Origin of the sequence: Pseudoselenomonas ruminantium, assembly GCF_900113715.1 — a bacterium.
Lineage (GTDB): Bacteria > Bacillota > Negativicutes > Selenomonadales > Selenomonadaceae > Selenomonas_A > Selenomonas_A caprae.
The window spans coordinates 21,578-42,452 of sequence record NZ_FOQK01000020.1 but is presented as its reverse complement, the minus strand read 5'-3'; the positions used below and the strand labels follow the sequence as shown (position 1 = coordinate 42,452).

The following is a 20,875-nucleotide window of genomic DNA, read 5'->3' as shown; positions in this document are numbered from 1 at the left end:
TAAGTATACGCAGGATTATTTGACGTGTCAATATGATTTTTGTAAATAATTGGAAACGATTATATTCGCTATGAAATAAAATTGCTTCATTTCAAGAATTTACTTTGGTTCATATTGATGATTTCGCCCATGAGCTGCTTGCCGAGAATATCGGGATGCAGGCCGTCAACGGAGAATTTGTTGTCCATGAAGCGGTGTGTCGGGTCGTAGAAATAGGGTTCAAGGTCGATGTAGTAGTCCTGCTGGCGGATCCAGCCATTGATGCGGGCGAGTTTCTTCTGCCAGTTCGGATCGGTCGGCGCCTGGAAAGCGAGCTGGATATTGGGGGGATTGACCGGCATCAGGGTCAGGAAAATCGGCCGGATATCGTTCTTGAGGCATTTATCGCGGATAGTCGCCAGATCATTGACTACGGACTCAGCACTGATCGTGGTCGAGCGCAGGCTGTTGGTGCCTGTAAGGATCAGCAGGTTCAAGGGGCGGAACGGCAGGACATCGCTGTCGAAGCGGTCAAGGGTCATCTTTGACGTGTCACCGCTGCGGCCGAGATTCAGATACGGGAAGTCAAAATAGGTCGTATAGCTATACTCGAGCGCGGCTGGTGAGTTCGAGACGGCACCGCCGCCATGCGTGATGCTGTCGCCGAGTACAGCGACGGGGACGCGTTCGGGAAGCTCGGGCATCGTGAAGTGTTCGGTATCCGACCAGGTGCCTAACGTATAGCCCTGCTGGTTGACAGCGCGCACGCGCCAGTAGTAGTCGCCGGCATAGGGGCGTGCATATTCATCGTAGCAGGCCGCGCCGCTTACCGTATTGCGCCAGACCGCATCGGTATCGGCCGTCGTGCCATGCGCCTCAGCTGGCGGATGGATCAAAAGCTCGACTTCATAGCGGGCGGCATCGTGCAGCGGGATCCACTGGTAGACCGGATAGACCGGCATCTGGAAGTTCGGCATCTGGTCAAAGGTGTTGGGCAGCGGGGCCGTAGGCTGCGGCAGGTCAGGATTGATATGCAGTTCCTCGGCCTTGGAGAATTCGCCCATTGGATTGTGATGGATGTCGAGCGCGCGCACGCGCCAGTAGATGAATTTGCGGTTGGCATACTTCTTGAGGTCGGCCTGCCAGCCATTCGTAAAGATCTGGTTGGTGCTCTCGAGGTGGTTGGCCTTGTCATGCGTGATGCCGCCCTCCTGGGCCGGCTTGCCTGCGAGCAGCTCGACCTCGTAGCAGACGGCATTCGGGATGGCATGCCAGACGAGGAACGGCATGAGGCTGGCCGGATGGTCCTCGGTATAGTGATAGATGGTGACCGGTGAAGCCGGTGCCTTCGCGTAGATGGGATTGTCGATCGGCTCGGACGGCGGCGTAAGCTGGCCGAACATGCCATAAGCCGTGACGCGGTAGGTCGTCGGGATACCGCTGCGCGGCACTTCAAATGTCGAATCGAACGTATACCCGCTCGCAAAGAAGTGATACTCCGGCTCGCCTTCTACAAGACCGGTCGTGCGCGAATAGGTCTCTACCTTGTAAAAGCAAGGGTAGGGCAGCGGGTCCCACGATAACACCATATGGCCATCGGTTTCGTGGAACGAGGTCTGCAAGGTCATATTGCGCAGGCCCAGCAGATCGGTCTTTTCGGCCATGAAAGCGGAAAACGCTGTAAAACAAAAAATGATAAACACAAAAAGGAAAAATTTCTTCATATATAACACCAGATAGCAGGATTTTCTTCAAAAATTAGCGTAAAATAGTAAAGGTACAAAAATGTACGCTGTTTATTATATCATATTTCTGAGGTGATAGGTATGGAAAAGCACGGTTTAGTCATCGTTCATACGGGAAATGGCAAAGGCAAGACAACGGCGGCGCTCGGCCTGGCCGTCCGCGCCTGGGGAGATGGTTTTCGCGTCCTTATACTGCAATTCATCAAGGGCGGCTGGAAGTACGGGGAATTGAAGACCATCGAGACGCTTGCGGCTGCGGATGGCCGCATCGAAATCCGCCAGTGCGGGCTTGGTTTCACGAATACCGATGCCCACGAGCAGGCTGAGCACCTGCAGGCGGCAGCTGATGCACTTGCGATGGCCAGGGAAGCGATCACGGGCGGTAAGTACGACCTTGTCATTCTCGATGAGATAAACTATGCCGTCAAGTTCAATCTGATCACGGAGCAGCAGGTACTCGATTTGCTTGCCTGCCGTCCGCCCGAGCTGCACGTCGTGCTGACGGGACGTGATGCAGCCCCGAAGGTCATCGAGCAGGCAGACCTTGTGACCGAGATGAAGGAAATCAAGCATCCTTACACGCAGGGCATCAAGGCCCAGATCGGCATCGAATTTTGAGCAGCCGGGTATCCTGTGCGTGTAACTCTGTAAATTATTTAACGTAAATTGCTTGAATTAATCGCATGCATGCAGTAGAATTATAACTATGTAACGATATATTGTCGGCAAATGTATTGATGCAAAAGACAAAATCTATCGCAGATTAGGAGAGTTGAAAAATGAGAAGTGACATCGTCAAAAGAGGCGCTACGCGCTGTGCCCATCGTTCCCTGTTTCATGCGAATGGCTATGGCCCTGAGGATTTGCGCAAACCGTTGATCGGCATCTGCAATTCCTTCAATGAAATCATTCCTGGCCATATTCATCTGCGCGAAATCGCAGAGGCGGCCAAGCTCGGTGTCGCTGCGGCCGGTGGTACGCCGGTTGAGTTTCCTGCCATCGGTGTCTGCGATGGTATTGCCATGGGCCATACGGGCATGAAATATTCGCTGGCCAGCCGCGAGCTCATCGCCGATTCCGTGGAATCTGTCGCTATGGCTTCTGGTTTTGATGGTCTCGTGCTGATTCCAAACTGTGATAAGGTCGTGCCAGGCATGCTGATGGCAGCCGCCCGTCTCAATATCCCCTGTGTCGTCGTCTCGGGCGGTCCGATGCTGCCGGGTCGCTTCCATGGCCGTGATGTCAGCGTCAGCCAGGCCTTTGAGGCGGCAGGCAAGTTTGCTGCCGGCGAGATGGCAGCTGAGGAGATGGAGGAGCTTGAGGCAAAATGCTGCCCGGGCTGCGGTTCCTGTGCGGGATTGTTCACGGCCAATACGATGAATTCGCTCTCGGAGGTCCTGGGCATGGCCCTGCCGGGCAATGGCACGATTCCCGCTGCCTACACGGGCGCACGCCGCCTGCTGGCCAAGCGCGCGGGTGCTATCATCATGGATCTCATCGAAAAGGATATCAAGCCGCGCGACATCCTGACGCGCAAGGCCTTTGAAAATGCGATTACGGTTGATATGGGCATCGGCGGTTCGTCGAATACGGTACTGCATCTGACGGCGATCGCTCACGAGGCGGGCATTGAGATTCCGGCGCCGCTTTTTGATGAGATTTCGCGCCGCACGCCGTATATCACGAAACTCAGCCCGGCCGGAACGCATCATATGGTCGACCTTGACGAGGCCGGCGGCATCTCGGCCGTCATGCATGAGCTCGCGAAGAAAGACCTCATCCACCTCGATGCGCTGACGGTCACGGGGCCGATGGGCGACCGCATCAAGGATGCCAAGGTGCTTGACCGCAAAGTCATCCATAGCGTCGAAGAGCCGTACCGCAAGGAAGGCGGCATCGCGATCCTCAAGGGCAATCTGGCGCCGGACTATGCCGTCGTCAAGGCGTCGGCCGTCAAGGAAGATATGTTGACTTATGAGGGCAAGGCCAAGTGCTACAACTCGGAGACTGAGGCCTGCGATGCCATCATGGCAGGCGAGATCGTCGATGGCGATGTCGTTGTCATCCGCTACGAGGGCCCGAAAGGCGGCCCGGGCATGCAGGAGATGCTAAACCCGACGGCTGTCATCACGGGCCGCGGGCTAAAGGTCGGCCTCATAACCGATGGCCGCTTCAGCGGTGCCAGCCAGGGCGCCTGCGTCGGCCATGTCTCGCCAGAGGCCATGGAAGGCGGCCCGATTGCCTTGATTGAGGACGGCGATATCATCTGCATCGATATCCCGAACCGCAAGCTTGAGCTCAAGGTCAGCGACGAAGAACTCGTTAGGCGCAAGGCTGACTGGAAACAGCCAGAGCCCAAGATCAAGCATGGCTATCTGTCAAGATATGCAAAACTCACGACCTCGGCCAGCACCGGTGCCGTACTCAAATAGGGTTTCGAGTCTATAATGGAGTAGTCCATACTCACCGCCGTTTCCGCTGTGGGTTTTCCTATTGTCGTGGCATTTTACCTGCTCACGAGATTTCAGGAATCAATGGATAAATTCATCGACAAGCTGGGGAATTGATACAGGAGCTGAAGCGGTTGGAAAAATGACATAAGGCGGGCGGCTGACTGGTCAAAGAGACTGTCGGTAGCCTGCCTGTTTTTTGCTTGCAATGTAGCAAAAATATTACATATAGTATTGTAGTGCTCTTTTTTATGTTATATAATCAAGACAAGAAAGGGTGAGAATGATGGATGCTAAAACATTGGGAGATAGACTGCGTGAACTGCGTACTGCACAGGGAATGAAGCAGGAGACGGTGGCAGAAGCACTCCATGTAAGTCGTCAGAAATATTCCCGCATGGAAAAAGGGGAAAATGATCCGTCGCTAGTGGAATTGAATCGTCTGGCCCTGTTGTTTCGGACGAATGTCAGTGAACTGGTGGCCGAAGATGATAAGGAAGACGCTGTTGTTTCCTTTTATCGCAATGCAGATGATTCACCAGAAATCGATTATATCAATGATGTGATTGATATGTTCTTCAAGAATATGCTGGTACATGATAGAACGTAAGTGAGGACGTGACATGATGGATGAAAAGCGTAAACGGTTGATTGAGCGCAAGGCGCGGGAGTGTCGTCCCAAGGTCGCGTATGGCCTGCATAATCCGTTCCGTCTGGCCCGCGAAAAGGGCTGGTACTTGTTCCGTTATCCGATTGGTGCGGACAAGACTTTGGGATTATCGCAAAACCGCCGGGAGGGAAAGGTGATTTTTACGAATTCGTCTGCCCTTTTGTGCCGGGAAATCTTTACCTTTGCGCACGAAATCGGTCATCTGGTGCTGCATGCCGGGCAGGATGGACTGGTCTTTAAGGATGATGCGATGTTCATGAAAAAAGACCAGGAACGTGAGGCGGATTATTTTGCGTCCTGTCTGCTGATTCCCCGGGAGAATTTGTGCAATTATCTGGAGGATTACTGCGCAGCCTTTCAGGCCAAGGATATTGACGCATTAACAGTAGCGATGGTTATGCATGAGTTTCGCGTCAGCAGTAAAACGGCTTTGATTGCTTTGCGCGAATATAAGCGCATAAACGCTGCGCAGCAAAAAGCCTTGGTTAGTGAGCTGGAAGGGAATGTAAATAAGTTTTTGCAGGCAGCTTCTCAGGAAGACGATGCCCTGTTGAAACCGGCCAATGCCATCCGCTACCCGGAGGAATTTCTCAAAATTATTCGGGATAATTATAAGAACAATAAGATTCCTAAAAGCATGGCGGAGGATTTCTGTGCCTTCAGCATGACGGATTTTGCAACAATTTTCCCGCATAACCATTTGGATGATGAAGAGACCTTCCGAAAGGTGGGATTGGTGTGAACCATACGCCTTGCTTTACTAGTGCCTCTCTTGATACCAATATCCTGATTCATCTTTGGCGCTCTCAGACCGAAGAAATGCTGCGGCAGATGTTTTCCAAGGTATATGTGCATCAATGGCTATTGGACACCGAATTGCCACATCATGCGGATATGGCGTTGCGCGGAAAAATCATCGATTCGATGGACGATGGATTTCTGGTGCCCGTTGATAACGCCATGCTGAAAGAGGAGGGGCTTTATTCGAAATTCAAATGGGAATTGGAAAATCTGGCCATGTTCTTCTCGCATGGGGACACGGGAGAAGGTTTTGTTATTGCCTTGGCCAAAGTATATGGTATCCCTGCCGTAGTAACGAATGATATTAAGAAGGATGGGCCTAAGTGGTACCTGAATATACGAGCAAGTGAACCCTTTGGCTTTTCCAGTGATGAAGTTTTGCTGATTAACTATCTGAAGGGCGCCATATCCGAGGATGAATGCCTGACCAAATTTCAAACCATGAATGAAGTAAATGGGCTTAATTGGCGGATAAAGGTGTGTGTGAATCGTTTTGCCCAGCGTTTCCTGGGGAAAATAGACCGTGAAATCCCGGCTTCTGTGCGGGACCATCAGTGGATTGCTGATTTTGCGCAGGAGTTTCATTTGGATGTGGCCGAGCGGTTGGCTAAATTGCGCGCCTATATCCCTGCGGAGGAGAAATCTGTGGTATCGCAGGCACCTAAGACGCGGCAAGAACTTCTCCTGTCTGATTACCCGCTATCGTGCAGCATGGAAAAACGGGCGGTACAGGAAAGCTATCGTCGGGCTTATCAGTTCATGGAGAAGACCAAAGAGAGTCTGAATGTGCCGGTTGATACGGTCATTGCCTGCGTGTTGGAGCAGCTGGGATATAATCAGAGCGAAATTGTGGACACGATGGATGCTTTGTCTCCTATGGCAGAAAATCGTATCTTGTATAGCAAACTGGCGTTTATGAAACGTAATGAATATGATAATTTTGAAAAAATCCAGGCTTGTTGTGACTATGTCAAACAAGCGTTGGAAGTTTGAATAGTAAAGCACGAGGCGGGCGGCTTGACCGGTCAAAGTTGACTGGTCAAGCCGCCCAATTTGCGATTTATAAAATTCCTTTGCAATCAGGGATTCCTCTAAAATGAACTTGTTGCTCTAACATAGTTTTGAATGGAGGAATTGTTTATGAAAAAGAACAACAATGGTACTGTATACGGTTACATTCGTGTATCTACTGTTTCACAGAGGGATGACCGGCAGTGGATAGCACTGGCAGACTTTGGTATTCCGAAGAAATGTATCTTTGTGGACAAGCAAAGCGGCAAGGACTTTGACCGTCCGGCCTACACCAAGATGATGAAACGCCTTGGCCATGGCGATACTTTGGTGGTAAAGAGCCTGGACAGGTTGGGGCGCTACTACGACGAAATGACCCGTCAGCTGGATATCATCACCAAGGAAAAGGAAGCGGCCATCGTGGTCATCGACCTGCCGCTCCTCGATACCCGCAATAAATACGGGGATGACCTCACGGCAAAACTCATCTCCAATCTGGTCATTCAAGTCTTTTCCTACGTTGCGGAAACGGAACGGAACATGAACCACCAGCGCACCATGGAGGGGCTGGCAGCGGCCCGGGCAAGAGGCGTGACTCTGGGCAGAAAGCCCATGGCAAAACCTGCGGGATTTTCAGCTATCCATTCCCAGTGGAAAGCCGGAAAAGTCTCCGCCCGCAAGGCCGCAGAGGCGCTGGGCGTTTCAACGCCTACTTTCCTAAAGTGGGCCAATGCGCCTGCTGATGCGTAAACGTAAAAAAATCCATCGTTATATTTATAGTTAAAAAATTCTGCATTTTAGCAGAAATTTGAGGTAAAATGCAGAAATAAGACCAAAAACAACGATATTTTCATGCAAATCAAGGATTCCATGGTATTATTTACGCCCTGTGCCTTGAACTGCATCATTTAAGCTGTACGGAGGAATTATCTAGGATTAAAAGATAGCGGAGGGATGGTTATTTTTTGCAGCTCGGAGAACGCCTGCCGGGCTGCCTCTGCATTTACGGCACCATAGACAGTTTTCAGCTGTTTGGTAAAAGATCCCCAGCTCTTACGGGGGATATAGCGTACGGAATTGCGGATAAGATGTACGATGCAGCGCTGAGCAACTACTTGCGGAAAGATTGCTTTCGCCCCTTCTTCCAAGCCGGCAACGCCATCCATAGAAAGAAAACCTAGTTCCTGAACTCCGCGAGCCTTAAGTTCATCGAATATTTGCATCCAGGCATGCTTGCTTTCTGTCTCGTTGATCCAAAGGCCTAGTACATCCTTATATCCGTTCGTGTCGTAGGCTAGCATAACATAGACAGCAACCTGCTGTACGCCACGTTCGGTGCGCATAGAGACGTAGATACAATCTACAAAAGCAAACGGATAGAACGGTTTGAGCGGACGCGTGCGCCAGCGGTCAACCTCTTCTAATACACAGTCTGTGATATTAGAAATCTGCTCATGTGACAGCTCAAAACCGTAAATATCTTCAATGGTGTCTGCGATATCCCGCTGGCTCATGCCACGTGCATACATGGCAAGGACTTTGCTCTCAATGGAAGAAACGTCCTTCTGATGCTTCTTGACTACCTGCGGCTCAAAAGTGCCCTGACGGTCGCGGGGAACGCTCAAAACCTCGCCCAGCGATGTTTTGAGCGTTTTTTCCGAATAGCCATTGCGTGCATTGTCGCAACCGGCAGCGTGCTCATTCTTTTCGTAGCCGAGATGATTTTTCATTTCGCCTTTCAGCATGGATTCGAAGATAGGTCCGAAAATCTGCTTCATGACATTTTGGACATCCTGAGCATCTTTTAGGTCGTAGTGGGACAAAATCTGCTGAGCAATCTGTTCGCCTGGGGTATTCGGTGTCTGTTTGCGTTTCGCCATTGTTACCTTCCTTACTTATACATGATTACCCCAGTATATGGGGCATAAAATAGTTTTGCGCAAATTATTTTTTACACAAACTATATTACACTCCCGGTAATTTGCTACAATTCACCATGCAGAACCTTGTGGTGGGTGATTTGGTCGAAACAAAAACTACGGTATCGGAAGTTGGTAGCACCGCTAAGATAATCAGTGAGGATGATTGCATGGCTCGCATTCGGGCCGTGGAATCCTATGGTGGCACTACCATTGCGACAATGGGCAGGGATATTACGGGGCGTATCAGATAGACTATGGACATTATAACAACTGGGATAGGTGGTGCAGAGATTTTGAGAATAATGGCGGCACGCTTATCCATGATGGGGAGAACTACACGCGTTGGAGTTCTTACGGGGATAAAGATACAGCCCCGGAGCCAAGTACAGAATATCCATGGGCACCACAAAATCAGGATAAAGTGGCCAGATTTATAATCGAGGGCTACTACAATGAATACGGCTCATGGGAGGCTGCTTGTCGTGCGTGGAATCAGGGATCGGGAGGTAGGGAAAGTGCGGCTGCCTATGAGTACCAAGCGGCTATTTTAGGGCACCACGGAGCCAATAAGACCAGCCGTGTGGCAAATCTTGCTTTGCTCTTCCAGCTATTACTGTTGGTTCTGCTCTTTATCTTGATAGCTGACCACATGGAGAAGCTTATCAATAAACAGTTCGGCGGTATGGGCTTCAAGCTCACCAATGAGCATTAACGAAGGGAGGTGAGAACATGCGAAAAGGAAAAGTGATGTACTGCCTTGGTGTGCTTGGGGCTTGCTTTGTAATTGGCATTGGCTCATATGGCATAGGCCATGCCCGGGTAATCCCCGGCGTGGACGAACCCTATGCCCCGGCCAACTACTACAGTATGACCAGCATATCCTATGCAGATAGTGCGCCGTCCCCTTTTGCCCTGAAGGATTTAGCAAGGCAGGGAGGCAATGTCTATGACTATGCCAGACACATGAAGGCCATTATGGACACCCAGAATATGGAAAGCTGGCTATCTACGGCCATGGAAAGATTTGGCATTACGGTCAAGAATATGAATCCCTTGGATAATAGCATCTTGACTACTGTTCAAAGAAATATTGCCAGTCTGAATGCGGACACCAATAGCAGCAGTTTTGGGGATAAGACTATGGACTTCTGGAAAAGCAAGATTTTCCGCAATGATGAAGGCTATGAAGACGAGAATACCTTTAAGGCGCAAGACCAATATCAGGCCGCAGCCGAAATCTATAAGTTATATGGCAATAACGCCAAAGGTTTCATTGACACGGCCAGCAGTGAACAGGCAAACATAGCTGCCATTATGGAGGCCAGCAACAACACCGAAGGGGAACTGCAAGCTGACCAAGCCAAAGCAGATGCTATGGCCATGGTAGAAGCAGAGACAGTCCGGCGAAATACTTTGCTGGGCAACCTCGCCAGTATCAAAGCCGTGGAAGGAAAAATCAAGCAAAACGATGATTTAGCTTTCCGGCGGCAGGTACAAGCAGCCCAAATAAGTATAGAAGACCCTTACCACCGTACCCCAAGGTCGGAAAGCTCTATGAAAAGTCAGTGCCGAAGGGTTTTGTGAGATTTTAAGCCGTCTCTGATTATGCGTTTTTTTTAATTGTGCGATAGAGTTAAATTTATAAGCTTTATCGGAGCAGGTGATGAATGTACTGGCAGAGATCCCACGAGTACTCAATACTATTCTGGAAAGAAATCAGCATGCGAGGAAAGGTAAGAAAATTGACCTCTAAGGAGAAATCCTTAGAGGCTTTTTGTTTTTGAAGGAAAATGGAGTAGTAATGTAGAAATTATCTTTAGGAAATGCATAGTATAGGAGGGCTTATGATTTTATTATTAATGGTTCCTATTTTTATTGCATTAGTGATTTTTATATTTATTGGTGAAATTAAAAAAGGAAAGTTGTTCTATTAGTAGAATAAACACATCTATAGAAAGGAAAATGATAATATGCTTCCAATGTCAAATGCTGCCGGACTGGCTGTGGTATTCGTTTTTTTTATGACAATCCTATATGTTGCTTCTGTGTTATTTATCTTCATAAAGCGGATTATCACTAAGTATTTTCGTATTCTTCTTGCTATTTTTTTATTTTCACCTATATTTTCCGCTATTGTGTCTCTTAGCACCGCATTCGAATCAAACATCTGCTTAATACTATCTTTGTATTTCTCTTTTTCCATAAGTATTATTATATTATATGATTATAAAAAAAATAGCTTAAATGATAATCAAAAAAAACTCATAAGTTGTTATAGTAAAAAGTTTTATAATAATTATCTCTCGATTATCTTTTTTATCATGTCACTAATTTTTTATCCTCTTATATGGGGATTAACAACATATTTCATAACTGGCACTATATTTGTAAAGACGAATACAATAGCTTTCACAGTAGCATACTTTGCTCTGATTGGTTTGTTATTTATTTGTGCTCGAATAATAAGAAAATATTTTTTATAGTGTTAATAACGCGAGGTAAATATAATGAAAAACGAAAAAATCACTCATATTTATACTGCCAATGAAAATGACAAAAATTGGACAATGCCAACTGAACTTGAAATAAAGGCTGCGTATAAGCGATATAAGAAATTTAAGGAGAGTGGAGTTATTGAACTCGATATGTGTTGCTTTTGTAAAACAGACTTAATAGAGTTACTTTCATATCAAAAAGGCTCTATCGATGAAATAGATGGCTATGCAGAAACTTTATTTTACGTTGATGATAGCAGATTTTTGAAAATATTAGAAGAATGTGATGCATTGAGCGGAGAAATATTCAATTTTAATGATGCATATAACTGGGTTATCAAATATTATGATGCTACCATGTCAAAAAATATGTTTGAAGAATGCATTCAAAATACTATTAAAACAGATGACAATAATGCTTTTTTTGAAAGAAGAGTAGAGAAATGGAAAAAAAACCCGAATAGTGACCCTTTATTATCACAAGAGATTAGAGATGGAAAGCATCCAGATTTACTACCATTTCTATATTTATTTGTTGACGAATACCTTCCTGTTGATATTGAAAGCGAATGTCTCACCATTGGCCCTAGGCCAAAGTCATTTTCAAAAAAATACCTTGATTATAAAAAAGCTGAATATGAATTAGATACTATTCACGGAAAATACGCACTGCTACCAAAAAAACTTTCAGACAACGAGTACATTTATATGAAAAGTCATCTAAAAAAAGAAATTAAACTAACTGAAAATATTAATGAAAATAATCCTTTTGAAATTAATTCACCACCATATAGTGATTGGATTGAACGATTACTATATGTTGCTGTTTGTTCAGTTTGTCAAAAAGAATTACATGAACTTCAAAATATTATTAAGAATATCGATATTCCAAGGAAAAAATTATATTTCCGCCAAATTCAAATAGCTAAAAAAGGCATTGCATTCAGAGAAAAATTTATGAATATGCTAGATATTGGAACTGAATATAAGCAAGTAGATTTAAGAAAAATATATAACAGTTACTTGGAGGAAGAATTAGAACATTTCGATAATGATTATGCACACTATATACCAGAAAAAATTGAGTATCTAGTTAATGAAAGTGTTGATGCTGGTCTGTGGAAAAAAGAAAATAGGAAAAACCGTGTTTTTATCACTAGATTACGATAATCCTTATATCTTTTGTGTATTACAACTGTTCTGTTGAGTTATAAACTGCTTAATCTAACTTGCTTTAGAAAAGGAGTAAAACATGACAGTATTATTTACGATCCTTGCTAGCATAATAATAATACCTATTAGTATTGTCTTTGGTCTAGTTTGGGTAATTGTAGGTATGCTCAATATTCCTAAAACCGCAAAGGTAATAATTACTATAATGGTTACTATGATGATTTTTTATTCTTGTGGATCGTTTAATCATCATAACGAAAAAAAAGCCAGCATACAAGAAGAAGTAACAGATATAACAGAAACTAATGAGATTAATGATAAATATCAGCTAGCATTACAAGCAAAAAATCAAAAAGATTGGAACAGAGTTATTGCTGTACTAAATACAATTGATATGGATGCGGTAAAAAAAAATACAGAAGCATTCAAAGCTAAGTATAAAATAAAAAGTGATAAAGATTTAATGACAGCAATCACAGAGGAAAGACGGTCCTCATGGTCATCTGAAGAAAAAAGGGAATCCCGATATAATGAATTAATAAAAAATAAACCAATTACAGTTTCTCAAATTAACATTCTTAAACAATACGCAGAAGGTATGATTGAATTTGAAAAAGGAAATTATCTTAAAGCGTATGATTTATTTTGTAAAATAAAAAATATTTTTGAATCGGATATTGAGGATGATTATCGTAAAATAGTTATGGAGACAGAAGATAAAATAATAGTAGAAGTACCAGTAAAAATAATTGATGGGACTTGTATTATGAAATATGATGATCATTTTCAAACAGAATTGCCATACTTTACATTAACTATTGAAAACCCTTTAGATGAACCTGTTAGCGTTTCGAGTTTAGTTGAACGTGCGGTTCATAAAAACGGAGAATCCGCGCATTATTCTCATCCATTCGAATATGAATATAGTCAAAATGTAAGTTTAGAAATCCCTGCAAGAAGTAGGGCTACTTATAAATTTAGCGGTTCAGTATTTCTACATGATATTAAGTATTATTCATTAAGTATTAAAGATTTTTATATGAAAAATAGTAAAAAACTATTCTCGGAAAGTGTAAGACTTTCAAAAGTAAATAACTTAAAAGTGGAAGCTAAATACTGACGATTAAGTCATGAATTGCAACATATATCAAACAGAAGTCTGTGCTTTAAGCAACAGCGAATCTAAGTACAGAAAGAGAGTGGATGCCTTAACTACTCTCCAATATAACACAAAAGGGGAGTCAAAGGCTCCCCTTTTGTGTTTAAGCGTTGTGGATGTGCTGGACTGTTAGCCTTCTTGTCGATTGCATTCATAAAAAGAATTCCTATTGCAGTTTCGTTTTTTGCATAATGAACATGGAATTAATACGTTATTTCAACTCCCAGATAAACTCTACGGTGTCACTGATTTTTATATCATCCGGCTGCATATCAAATTCTGCGCTGTGCGCCTCAAACACTACATATTTGTCCATTGATTCAAAACAGAACTCCTTCCAGCTATAATCGATGGAAAGCAATCTTCCAAGTTTTACATTTGATGCTTCGCAGAGAATATTTGCTTTTTCAATCGCATCTTTTGTCGCCGATTTAAGTAGTTCCTTTTTTAGGCCATCTTCATCTGATATTGTGAATCCAATACGAACTTCTGGATTCACAACGCATATGGCCAAAACAGACATCACATTGTTTAGAGTTTCCATGTCTAAGGGGAAAGATAGGCTAAGGCTTTGATTTACCTTGTAACCAAGAATGTAGTGGTCAAGCATTTTTGTAACACTTGTGTCTTAATAATTGCTGATTCCTGTCCCGGCTTCGAACGGAGTCTTGTAACCATTATATGAATGTGGCCGCACATGGTTATACCAGACATAAGCAAACTCTTCAACAGATGCATAAAGATCGTCCTCTGCCAGATAGTCATGCAGGTAAATCCATTCATTCTTTAGCGTATTGAAGTAACGCTCCATCGGAGCATTATCATATGGATAGCCAGCCTTGCTCATACTTTGGGTAATACCTGCCGATTCACAGAATTCGGTAAATTCCTTTGAAGTGAACTGAGACCCCTGGTCCGAATGAAGAATCAGATTTTTACTTACGGATGTCTGGGCTTCCAGTGCCTTCTTTACTGTACGGATAGCCAGGTCGGTGGTAATGTTCCTATCCGTAATGCTGGATACCACGCTGCGGTCATGCAGATTGATTACGGAGCAATTATACCGTACACTGCCATCCTTCAGGAAAAGATATGTAAAGTCAGTAGCCCATTTCTGGTTAATCTGTTTGCCTGGAAATCCTGGTTCAACAGATTATCAAAAACCTTGTGTACTGTGCCTTTCTGGTAATTCAGCTTCTTCCTTTGAACAATGGCATGAAGATTCATCTCCTTATTCATGTAGTGATGAACAGTAAGGGCATTAAGATGAACATGCTTTCGTTTCAAGAAAATCTGCATGCTGCGGTAACCATCCACACCGTTATGCTCGTGGTATATCGTGGTGATTTCCTTGAGCACACGCTGTTTCTGGGCACGATAAGCAGACTTCCTGTTTTTCAGGAAGTTGTAGTAGGCATTGGAGCAAATGTTGAACTTACGCAGCAACCAGCGCACGCCAAATTCATGATGATGTTCTTGGATGAACCGATAAGCCTCTAATCGATTTCCTTTGCCAAGAATGCCGCTGCTTTTTTTAGGAAAAGATTCTCCTTTCTAAGTTCTTCCATTTCCTTTCTGAGCTTACGTATTTCTTTCATGGAGTCGTATTCATTCTGGCTTTCAGGATTGTTCTGGCATTCTTCGCGAAATTCGTTGCACCAGTTGATAATGCTGGCTTTTGACATTCCATACTCTTCAATGATGCTTCTTATAGATCGGCCTTCTTTAAGCCGAAGGCGGACAATCTGCTTTTTAAATGTTTCGTCGTAATGTTGTGGCATAATAAAACCTCCAAGGATATTATATTTTATTAGTCACTGGTGTTACAACTTTAGTTTATCACTTCATCTATGGTTTTAAGGATGACAAAACTTACAGGAAACATACCCGTCATTTATCGCTGCCTCACGGGAACTGTACGGAATGAAATTTTCCGGGTGCTTGATGGTGCGGCAGGTAATGTAAACTCCCGCCTTAGATATCCCAATTTCCTGCATTTTCTATGTATAGTATGTTCGAGGCTTGGGCGGAAAATCCGCTTTCGTGTCGGGGGCAAAATAAAAGAGCCTTGCAGGTTACCAGTCTGCAGGCTCTTTTACCGGTGTGAACTTGTGGTTGACACCTTATTTTTGTTGTAGATATTGCCAGCAGTCTAGTGGCTGAATGGCTCTATGACAAGTTCCGTAATGATATTGTACTATTTTCCTTAAATACTGGCAAGGGCTTTTGCGATGTCGTCACTATGGCGGGAAAAAACAAATGTATAATTCTTTGTTCACAGTGCACGTACATTATGAATTTTTGTGCTATACTATTCATTGCCGCTACCTCTAACCATGGTAATCCCACGGCAGCGAGGGAGGTGAAGCCCGTGGTTGATAACCCACTCTTTTCGTTTGTCGTAGGTATCGCCAGTAGTCTTGTGGCTGCATGGCTCTACGACATGATACGCCATAGCGGCAAACACTAAACTTGTCGGAAGTCCGGCCCCACCAACCGGACGGATGACGCAAAAACGCGCCAGTGCATCACAGCATTGGCGCGTATCTTTTTGTAGGCAAAAATAAAAGAGTCTCACAGGTCACCATCCCGAAGACTCTCCTACCGGTGTAAACTCGTGGTCTACCCCTCTTTTTCGTTTGTAGGTTAATTATACCATTTCCGTTATATACTAGCAAGAAATTTTACGCAAAAATTCTAGGGATGACAAACCTTGCAGGCCACATACCCATCATTTACCGCCGCCTCACGGGAACTGTACGGAATGAAATTTTCCGGGTGCTTGATGGTGCGGCAGGTGCTGTAATGAAACTTCATGGAACGCGGATTGGCTAGATAATCCGTGGCCATGGCAGATGTAGCCACCATCAGCGAAAAGGCAGCCAAGCTGCCGAGAAGCACCAACAACTGGTGGCCGGATGGTAACGTACAGGAGGTGTTTTCTCCTCTAAATCATTGCGACCAAGGGAGAGGACTTGTGTGCCCTCGCTATCGATAAAGCCGGTTTCCACTCGCACGGCGGCTATTGAGCACACTTGCTGACAAGTCAAATTGACTTGTCAAAGGTTTGACTTGTCAAATCAATCCATAAAATGAACATGCAGCTCCTTTTCGATGGTTCTTGTCATACTCTGCCTGTTATGCGTAGGTATATGTTAGCAGGAATTGATGGGAAATGTGTAGAAGATAGATTCAATTACAGGGAAGGAGTGTCATGCATGATGAATAGGGGGAAAAACAAACAACTGGTTATTGCTGTCACTTTGGCTTGCCTGGGGGTGCCATCCTGGGCAGGAGCCTATACTACGGATTATGTTTACCATAATGGGAAGGAATTTGCTGAATTAATTATTCTGAATCAAGGGGATACGTTCATTAAGGTAGGCAAGGATAGCGTTGCAGGTCCTGCGAAATATACATTAAGCCCGCTGATGAGAGGGGCGGTGAAATCCGGTACGGCTTACTGGGCAGGCATATTGGGCCCTTATTTGAAAACCAGCCAGCCGGCTCAGATTGTGCTTACCACGGATGCTGACCCCAATGCATCGGCAATACCGGTTTCGCTGTTGCATAAGAAGGGAACAGACCCCAGTGTTGCTGTGGAAAATTATGTGGCGCAGGGGCTTCAGGGAAAGATAATCCGGGCAGATGCCAAAGAGTTCGACAAAAAGCTCTTTGATGCTGACGATGGCATGTATGCCTTCAGCAGGGTGACAGTTGGCCAGCATGCGGGAGCCAATCGCGATGGTGCCAATGCCGGGTGGTGGGTGGATACGGATACGGTGCTGCCAGCCAATGAGCAGGCTGCGGATTTTGTGGGGACTATCCGCCATGAGTTGGGACATGCCTTGGGAATCATGGGCAAGTTTCAGAAATTCGATAGCAAGACAAAGACATGGAGCAGTGTTGTTAATAATCCCATGTACACAAGCAAACTTGAATTCATATCCCGCTTTGATGACCGTGCAAAAGACCGCGACGAATGGAATATGCACCTGATTGACCAGAATGGCAAAGCGGCCAAGCCTGGGATGGTGATTTCCACGACTGCCAGCATCAAGGAGACCCTGGCGGCCATTCCGGGATTGACCGAAGAAGATTTGTTTATCGTTGACAACGGTGACAGTAATCCAAATCTAAGCGGCAAAAAAGGTTATGCTTTTTTTGTGGGCGACCATGTCACGGAAGCGCTGGATGGTGCCACCTTCCATGGTGTGTCCGGCCTGCCGGTGAATGCCTGGGAAAATCTTTTGTTCTATAACTTCGAGGGCTCCCACTTGCAGACTACGGGCATGATGAGTCATCGCGCCTATAGCAACTACACGTCTTTTATGGAAGCTGAGTTGGCGGTCATGCAGGATTTGGGATATGATTTGGACCGCAAGGCTTATTTCGGCTATTCTGTTTATGGCGATGGCGGTGTTATCGATAATACGCATGGCTATTCGGCACGCAATGCAGCGGGAACGGCCTATAAGGGCGGCTACAGCAATGTGCCTCTGGGCATTGGCCTGCATATCTATGGCTCAAGGAATACCGTCACGCAACGTGCCGATATTTTGACGCATGGTACTGGCGCCACAGGCATCCGTGTGGACGGCAGCGAAAATACCTTGGTCATTCCCCAGAGCACCGAGATTCATGCCGATGGCCTGCAGGGCAACGGTGTGCTCATCGCTTATGGCCGCGGGCAGACGGTGAAGCAGAGCGGCACGGTTACAGCCAGGGGGCAGGATGGTACCGGCATCCGCTTTGACTTCGGCTCTAGCACCAACGGTGCCGCGGACGAGTATCGCGGCTCCTATATCCGCTATAAGCGTACGGTAGATGCGCCTACCGGCAAGATTTCCAGTGCAGAAAATCTGCCCCTCACCGAGATGAATAAATTCGAATATAATTCCGCGGCAGATGAACTGCAAGGGGCCATGGTGGATCGTTATGATCTGTCCGGTACTTTGGAGGGCGGGAAGAATGCCATCTATATCGGCAAAAATGCCCTGGTGAAAAATATCAATGTGCAGGCTGGAGCCAAAATCAAGGGCAATATCACTTCAGACTGGAAGCACTTCGATACAGACGGCAGCTATGATGCTGTGGCTGTTGTTGAAAAAGAAGCCAAAGGCGAAGCGCTCAATTTGCAATATAAGGGGATGAAATATAACTATAACGAATACATCCCCGACCTCGTTACCAATCTCAATTTCAGCGGGGAACATGACTATACTGGCAATATCAATGGCAAAGACAATATCAAACTGAATGTCACGGCAGGTACTTTGCGCTATGGCGGTGAGGCCAACGTGGTAAGCGTAACGGTGGACAAGGATGCCACGCTGCTGGATGGCAATTACACGGTAAACAAAATGACCACTATAGCTGCCGGGTTCCGTGATGATGACACGGGGAATGTAATCAACCACGGCACACTGGGGATTTCCTCTCCGGATGGCTGCGTGGAGATCGCTGGGGATCTGAAGGCGGATGGCACACTTAGGGGCATGGCAGGCGGCTCGGATGGACAGATCAGGGTTTCGGGCACAGCTGCTATTGACGGGGCTACCCTGCTGGCTGCCAATATCCTTCCCCATGAAAATTTCAGCGTTCTGGCAGTCAAAAACGGCAACATCCAGGGCAGTCCCCAAAATGCTACGGGTACGCCCTATAAGACCGGTCTTGCCAATATCACGGCCAGCGTGGCAGGCAAAGAAATAAAGGTCACTTCCGAGGCGGCCAATAACCTGGGTAAAGTCGATGCCGTGCAGCAGGAGACCTATGAGGCCATGGAGTCCATGCGGCAGGATCTGGCAGGGGATGAGCGCCTCAGCCAGCTCCGTCCCCTTTACAGTCTGGAGCCAGAGAAGGCCAAGGGTGCCTTATCAGCCATCGGCAGCAGCGGAGCGACGCAGCTTGCCGCACTTGCCCAACAGAGCACCGTTTCTGGCCGGGTCATTTCCGACAGGCTCAATACGGCTTTTTCCCTGCAGCCTGTAGCGCTTACTATTCCGGCCAGCAAGCTGCGGGACAGCGGACAGGAAGAAGAGGCCGGACTTCGTTTGACCACGCAGCTGCCCGTTGCCCAGGATAACAACGCCTGGGTGAAGTTCACCAAGAACTGGGGCGATTTACGCGGCGGTGCCAGCTATCATGGCAGCGCTGTTTCCGGCGGCTATGACCGGGCTTTCGGCAAAAATTTCCGTGGCGGTGTCTTTGTCAGCTACAATGCCGTAAGTTTGGGCGCGGATAGCAGCGGGGGGAATGCCTACGATACTCGCGTGGGGCTCTATGGCGGTTATCATAAGGATGCGCGGGATGCTTATATCTATCTGGACTATGGCATTGTGCGCAACAAACTGCGCCGGGGGATTCCGGCTTTGGGCCTGAATGCCGCTGCAGATTACAACAGCCATATCATCGAGCTGGGCGGCGAGTATAAATACGACTTGCAGAGCGAGAGCGGCAGGGTTTGGCATGTAAGTCCTTATGCGGGCTTCCAGCTGTCGCATATGCGGCAGGGAGCCTATCGGGAAAAGGGGGCCGGGATTTTCAACCAGCAGGCAGCAGGTAACGGCAATACTTATTTCGCCGGAACCTGCGGCGTGGAGCTCAAGCGCTATCTGGATAAGGGCAATTATGGGATACGTCTGGGAGTAAGACACGCTTTTGCCGGGGCAAACCCCGAACTTGACTTCCGTTATGAAGGCTATGATGGCGGGCGCTATACCCTGCGCAACAATCAGGATAAGACGCACTTCGAGCTTGCGTTAAGCGGCGAGGCAGAATTTGCGCCGGATTGGCTATTGGCGGGGGATGCCGGTTTTTTGCGCGGCAGTCATGATAAGGACATTTCCTGTGCGCTGACCTTGCGGAGGGTATGGTAAAGAGCACCTTGTATTTATTGAGGGAATTCGCTATAATAGGGAACGTTGAAAACGATAGGTTGAGGTGTATAGATTGCATATAGTATTGATAGAGCCGGAAATCCCTGGCAATACGGGCAATATCGCCCGTCTCTGCGCAGCGACAGGCATTGAGCTGCATCTGGTCAAGCCGCTGGGATTCTCGACGGACGATAAATATCTGAAGCGTGCCGGTCTTGACTACTGGCATCTGGTCAAGGTGCATTATCATGAGAACTTCGATGAGGTACTCGCGATGTATCACGGGCATAATTTCTATTATCTGTCGACCAAGGCGCCGCGCGCGCATACGGAGGTTCACTACACGGAGGACGACATGCTCGTCTTCGGCAAGGAGTCGGCAGGCATCCCCGAGAAGATCCTCGATGCCAACTGGGAGAGCTGCGTGCGCATCCCGATGATTGCCGAGGCGCGGTCGCTGAACCTTTCGAATGCCGTGGCAATCGTTGCCTATGAGGCCATGCGCCAGATGGACTTTGCCAATCTGGCCGAGAACGGCCCGGGCCTGCGCATGTGGAAACAGGCTTGAGGCCTTGCGAGTTACTGCTGGATA

At 46.7% G+C, this 20,875-nt stretch carries 16 protein-coding genes and 2 pseudogenes; 13 read left to right on the top strand and 5 right to left on the bottom strand.

Features of this window, described 5'->3' with window-relative positions:
* Positions 1 to 86 precede the first annotated feature (86 nt).
* Positions 87 to 1,703, bottom strand: coding sequence for an SGNH/GDSL hydrolase family protein (locus BM181_RS10695; protein ID WP_075444794.1), 1,617 nt, complete (start codon positions 1,701 to 1,703; stop codon positions 87 to 89).
* A gap of 102 nt (positions 1,704 to 1,805) precedes the next feature.
* On the opposite strand from BM181_RS10695, the gene cobO reads away from it, so the two are divergent.
* The 7 genes from cobO to BM181_RS10660 all read left to right on the top strand — a co-directional run bounded on the left by cobO (position 1,806) and on the right by BM181_RS10660 (position 7,406).
* Entirely contained in the window at positions 1,806 to 2,342 is a 537-nt protein-coding gene (gene cobO / locus BM181_RS10690) for a cob(I)yrinic acid a,c-diamide adenosyltransferase (RefSeq protein WP_075444792.1), read from the top strand.
* Positions 2,343 to 2,503: 161 nt separating this feature from the next.
* On the top strand, positions 2,504 to 4,156 hold the full coding sequence (gene ilvD / locus BM181_RS10685) for a dihydroxy-acid dehydratase (RefSeq protein WP_075444790.1): 1,653 nt from the start codon (positions 2,504 to 2,506) through the stop codon (positions 4,154 to 4,156).
* Positions 4,157 to 4,204: 48 nt separating this feature from the next.
* Entirely contained in the window at positions 4,205 to 4,291 is an 87-nt protein-coding gene (locus tag BM181_RS10680; RefSeq protein ID WP_256211360.1) for a YvrJ family protein, read from the top strand.
* 166 nt (positions 4,292 to 4,457) lie between these two features.
* Positions 4,458 to 4,784, top strand: coding sequence for a helix-turn-helix domain-containing protein (locus BM181_RS10675; RefSeq protein ID WP_075444788.1), 327 nt, complete (start codon positions 4,458 to 4,460; stop codon positions 4,782 to 4,784).
* 13 nt (positions 4,785 to 4,797) lie between these two features.
* Positions 4,798 to 5,586 carry an ImmA/IrrE family metallo-endopeptidase gene (locus tag BM181_RS10670; protein ID WP_075444786.1) on the top strand — a complete coding sequence of 263 codons (789 nt, stop codon included), beginning with the start codon at positions 4,798 to 4,800 and terminating at the stop codon, positions 5,584 to 5,586.
* Positions 5,583 to 6,638 (top strand): PIN domain-containing protein, encoded by a 1,056-nt coding sequence (locus BM181_RS10665; RefSeq protein WP_075444784.1) that lies wholly within the window; start codon positions 5,583 to 5,585, stop codon positions 6,636 to 6,638. The genes BM181_RS10670 and BM181_RS10665 overlap by 4 nt, the downstream gene beginning before the upstream one ends.
* A 147-nt stretch (positions 6,639 to 6,785) precedes the next feature.
* Entirely contained in the window at positions 6,786 to 7,406 is a 621-nt protein-coding gene (locus BM181_RS10660) for a recombinase family protein (protein ID WP_075444781.1), read from the top strand.
* A gap of 212 nt (positions 7,407 to 7,618) precedes the next feature.
* On the opposite strand, the pseudogene BM181_RS10655 reads toward BM181_RS10660, so the two are convergent.
* Positions 7,619 to 8,536 (bottom strand): annotated as a pseudogene (locus BM181_RS10655) (IS256 family transposase); the annotation flags it as partial.
* A gap of 205 nt (positions 8,537 to 8,741) precedes the next feature.
* Between BM181_RS10655 and BM181_RS15435 the strand changes: the two are divergent.
* From BM181_RS15435 to BM181_RS10630, 4 genes are all read left to right on the top strand, one after another.
* Positions 8,742 to 9,290 carry a hypothetical protein gene (locus BM181_RS15435; protein WP_075444779.1) on the top strand — a complete coding sequence of 183 codons (549 nt, stop codon included), beginning with the start codon at positions 8,742 to 8,744 and terminating at the stop codon, positions 9,288 to 9,290.
* A 17-nt stretch (positions 9,291 to 9,307) separates the two neighbouring features.
* Positions 9,308 to 10,162 carry a hypothetical protein gene (locus BM181_RS10645; RefSeq protein ID WP_075444777.1) on the top strand — a complete coding sequence of 285 codons (855 nt, stop codon included), beginning with the start codon at positions 9,308 to 9,310 and terminating at the stop codon, positions 10,160 to 10,162.
* Positions 10,163 to 11,085: 923 nt separating this feature from the next.
* Positions 11,086 to 12,243: a hypothetical protein gene (locus tag BM181_RS10635; protein ID WP_075444773.1), complete on the top strand. Its 1,158-nt coding sequence runs from the start codon at positions 11,086 to 11,088 to the stop codon at positions 12,241 to 12,243.
* 82 nt (positions 12,244 to 12,325) lie between these two features.
* Complete coding sequence (locus tag BM181_RS10630) at positions 12,326 to 13,366, top strand: hypothetical protein (protein ID WP_075444771.1); 1,041 nt, start codon at positions 12,326 to 12,328, stop codon at positions 13,364 to 13,366.
* A gap of 250 nt (positions 13,367 to 13,616) precedes the next feature.
* Here the strand turns inward: BM181_RS10630 and BM181_RS10625 are convergent, their stop codons facing one another.
* The 3 genes and pseudogenes from BM181_RS10625 to BM181_RS10605 form a co-directional block, all read right to left on the bottom strand.
* The gene (locus BM181_RS10625) at positions 13,617 to 14,015 is read right to left on the bottom strand and encodes an SIMPL domain-containing protein (protein ID WP_075444769.1); all 399 of its coding nucleotides are present in this window, start codon (positions 14,013 to 14,015) and stop codon (positions 13,617 to 13,619) included.
* 18 nt (positions 14,016 to 14,033) lie between these two features.
* Positions 14,034 to 15,186: pseudogene (locus BM181_RS10620) on the bottom strand (IS3 family transposase).
* Positions 15,187 to 16,102: 916 nt separating this feature from the next.
* Complete coding sequence (locus BM181_RS10605) at positions 16,103 to 16,255, bottom strand: nuclease (protein ID WP_256211357.1); 153 nt, start codon at positions 16,253 to 16,255, stop codon at positions 16,103 to 16,105.
* Positions 16,256 to 16,623: 368 nt separating this feature from the next.
* Between BM181_RS10605 and BM181_RS10600 the strand changes: the two genes are divergently transcribed.
* Together BM181_RS10600 and trmL are read left to right on the top strand one after the other, a co-directional pair.
* Positions 16,624 to 20,283: an autotransporter outer membrane beta-barrel domain-containing protein gene (locus BM181_RS10600; RefSeq protein WP_075444765.1), complete on the top strand. Its 3,660-nt coding sequence runs from the start codon at positions 16,624 to 16,626 to the stop codon at positions 20,281 to 20,283.
* A 73-nt stretch (positions 20,284 to 20,356) separates the two neighbouring features.
* Positions 20,357 to 20,851, top strand: coding sequence for a tRNA (uridine(34)/cytosine(34)/5-carboxymethylaminomethyluridine(34)-2'-O)-methyltransferase TrmL (gene trmL / locus BM181_RS10595; RefSeq protein WP_075444763.1), 495 nt, complete (start codon positions 20,357 to 20,359; stop codon positions 20,849 to 20,851).
* Positions 20,852 to 20,875: the final 24 nt, after the last annotated feature.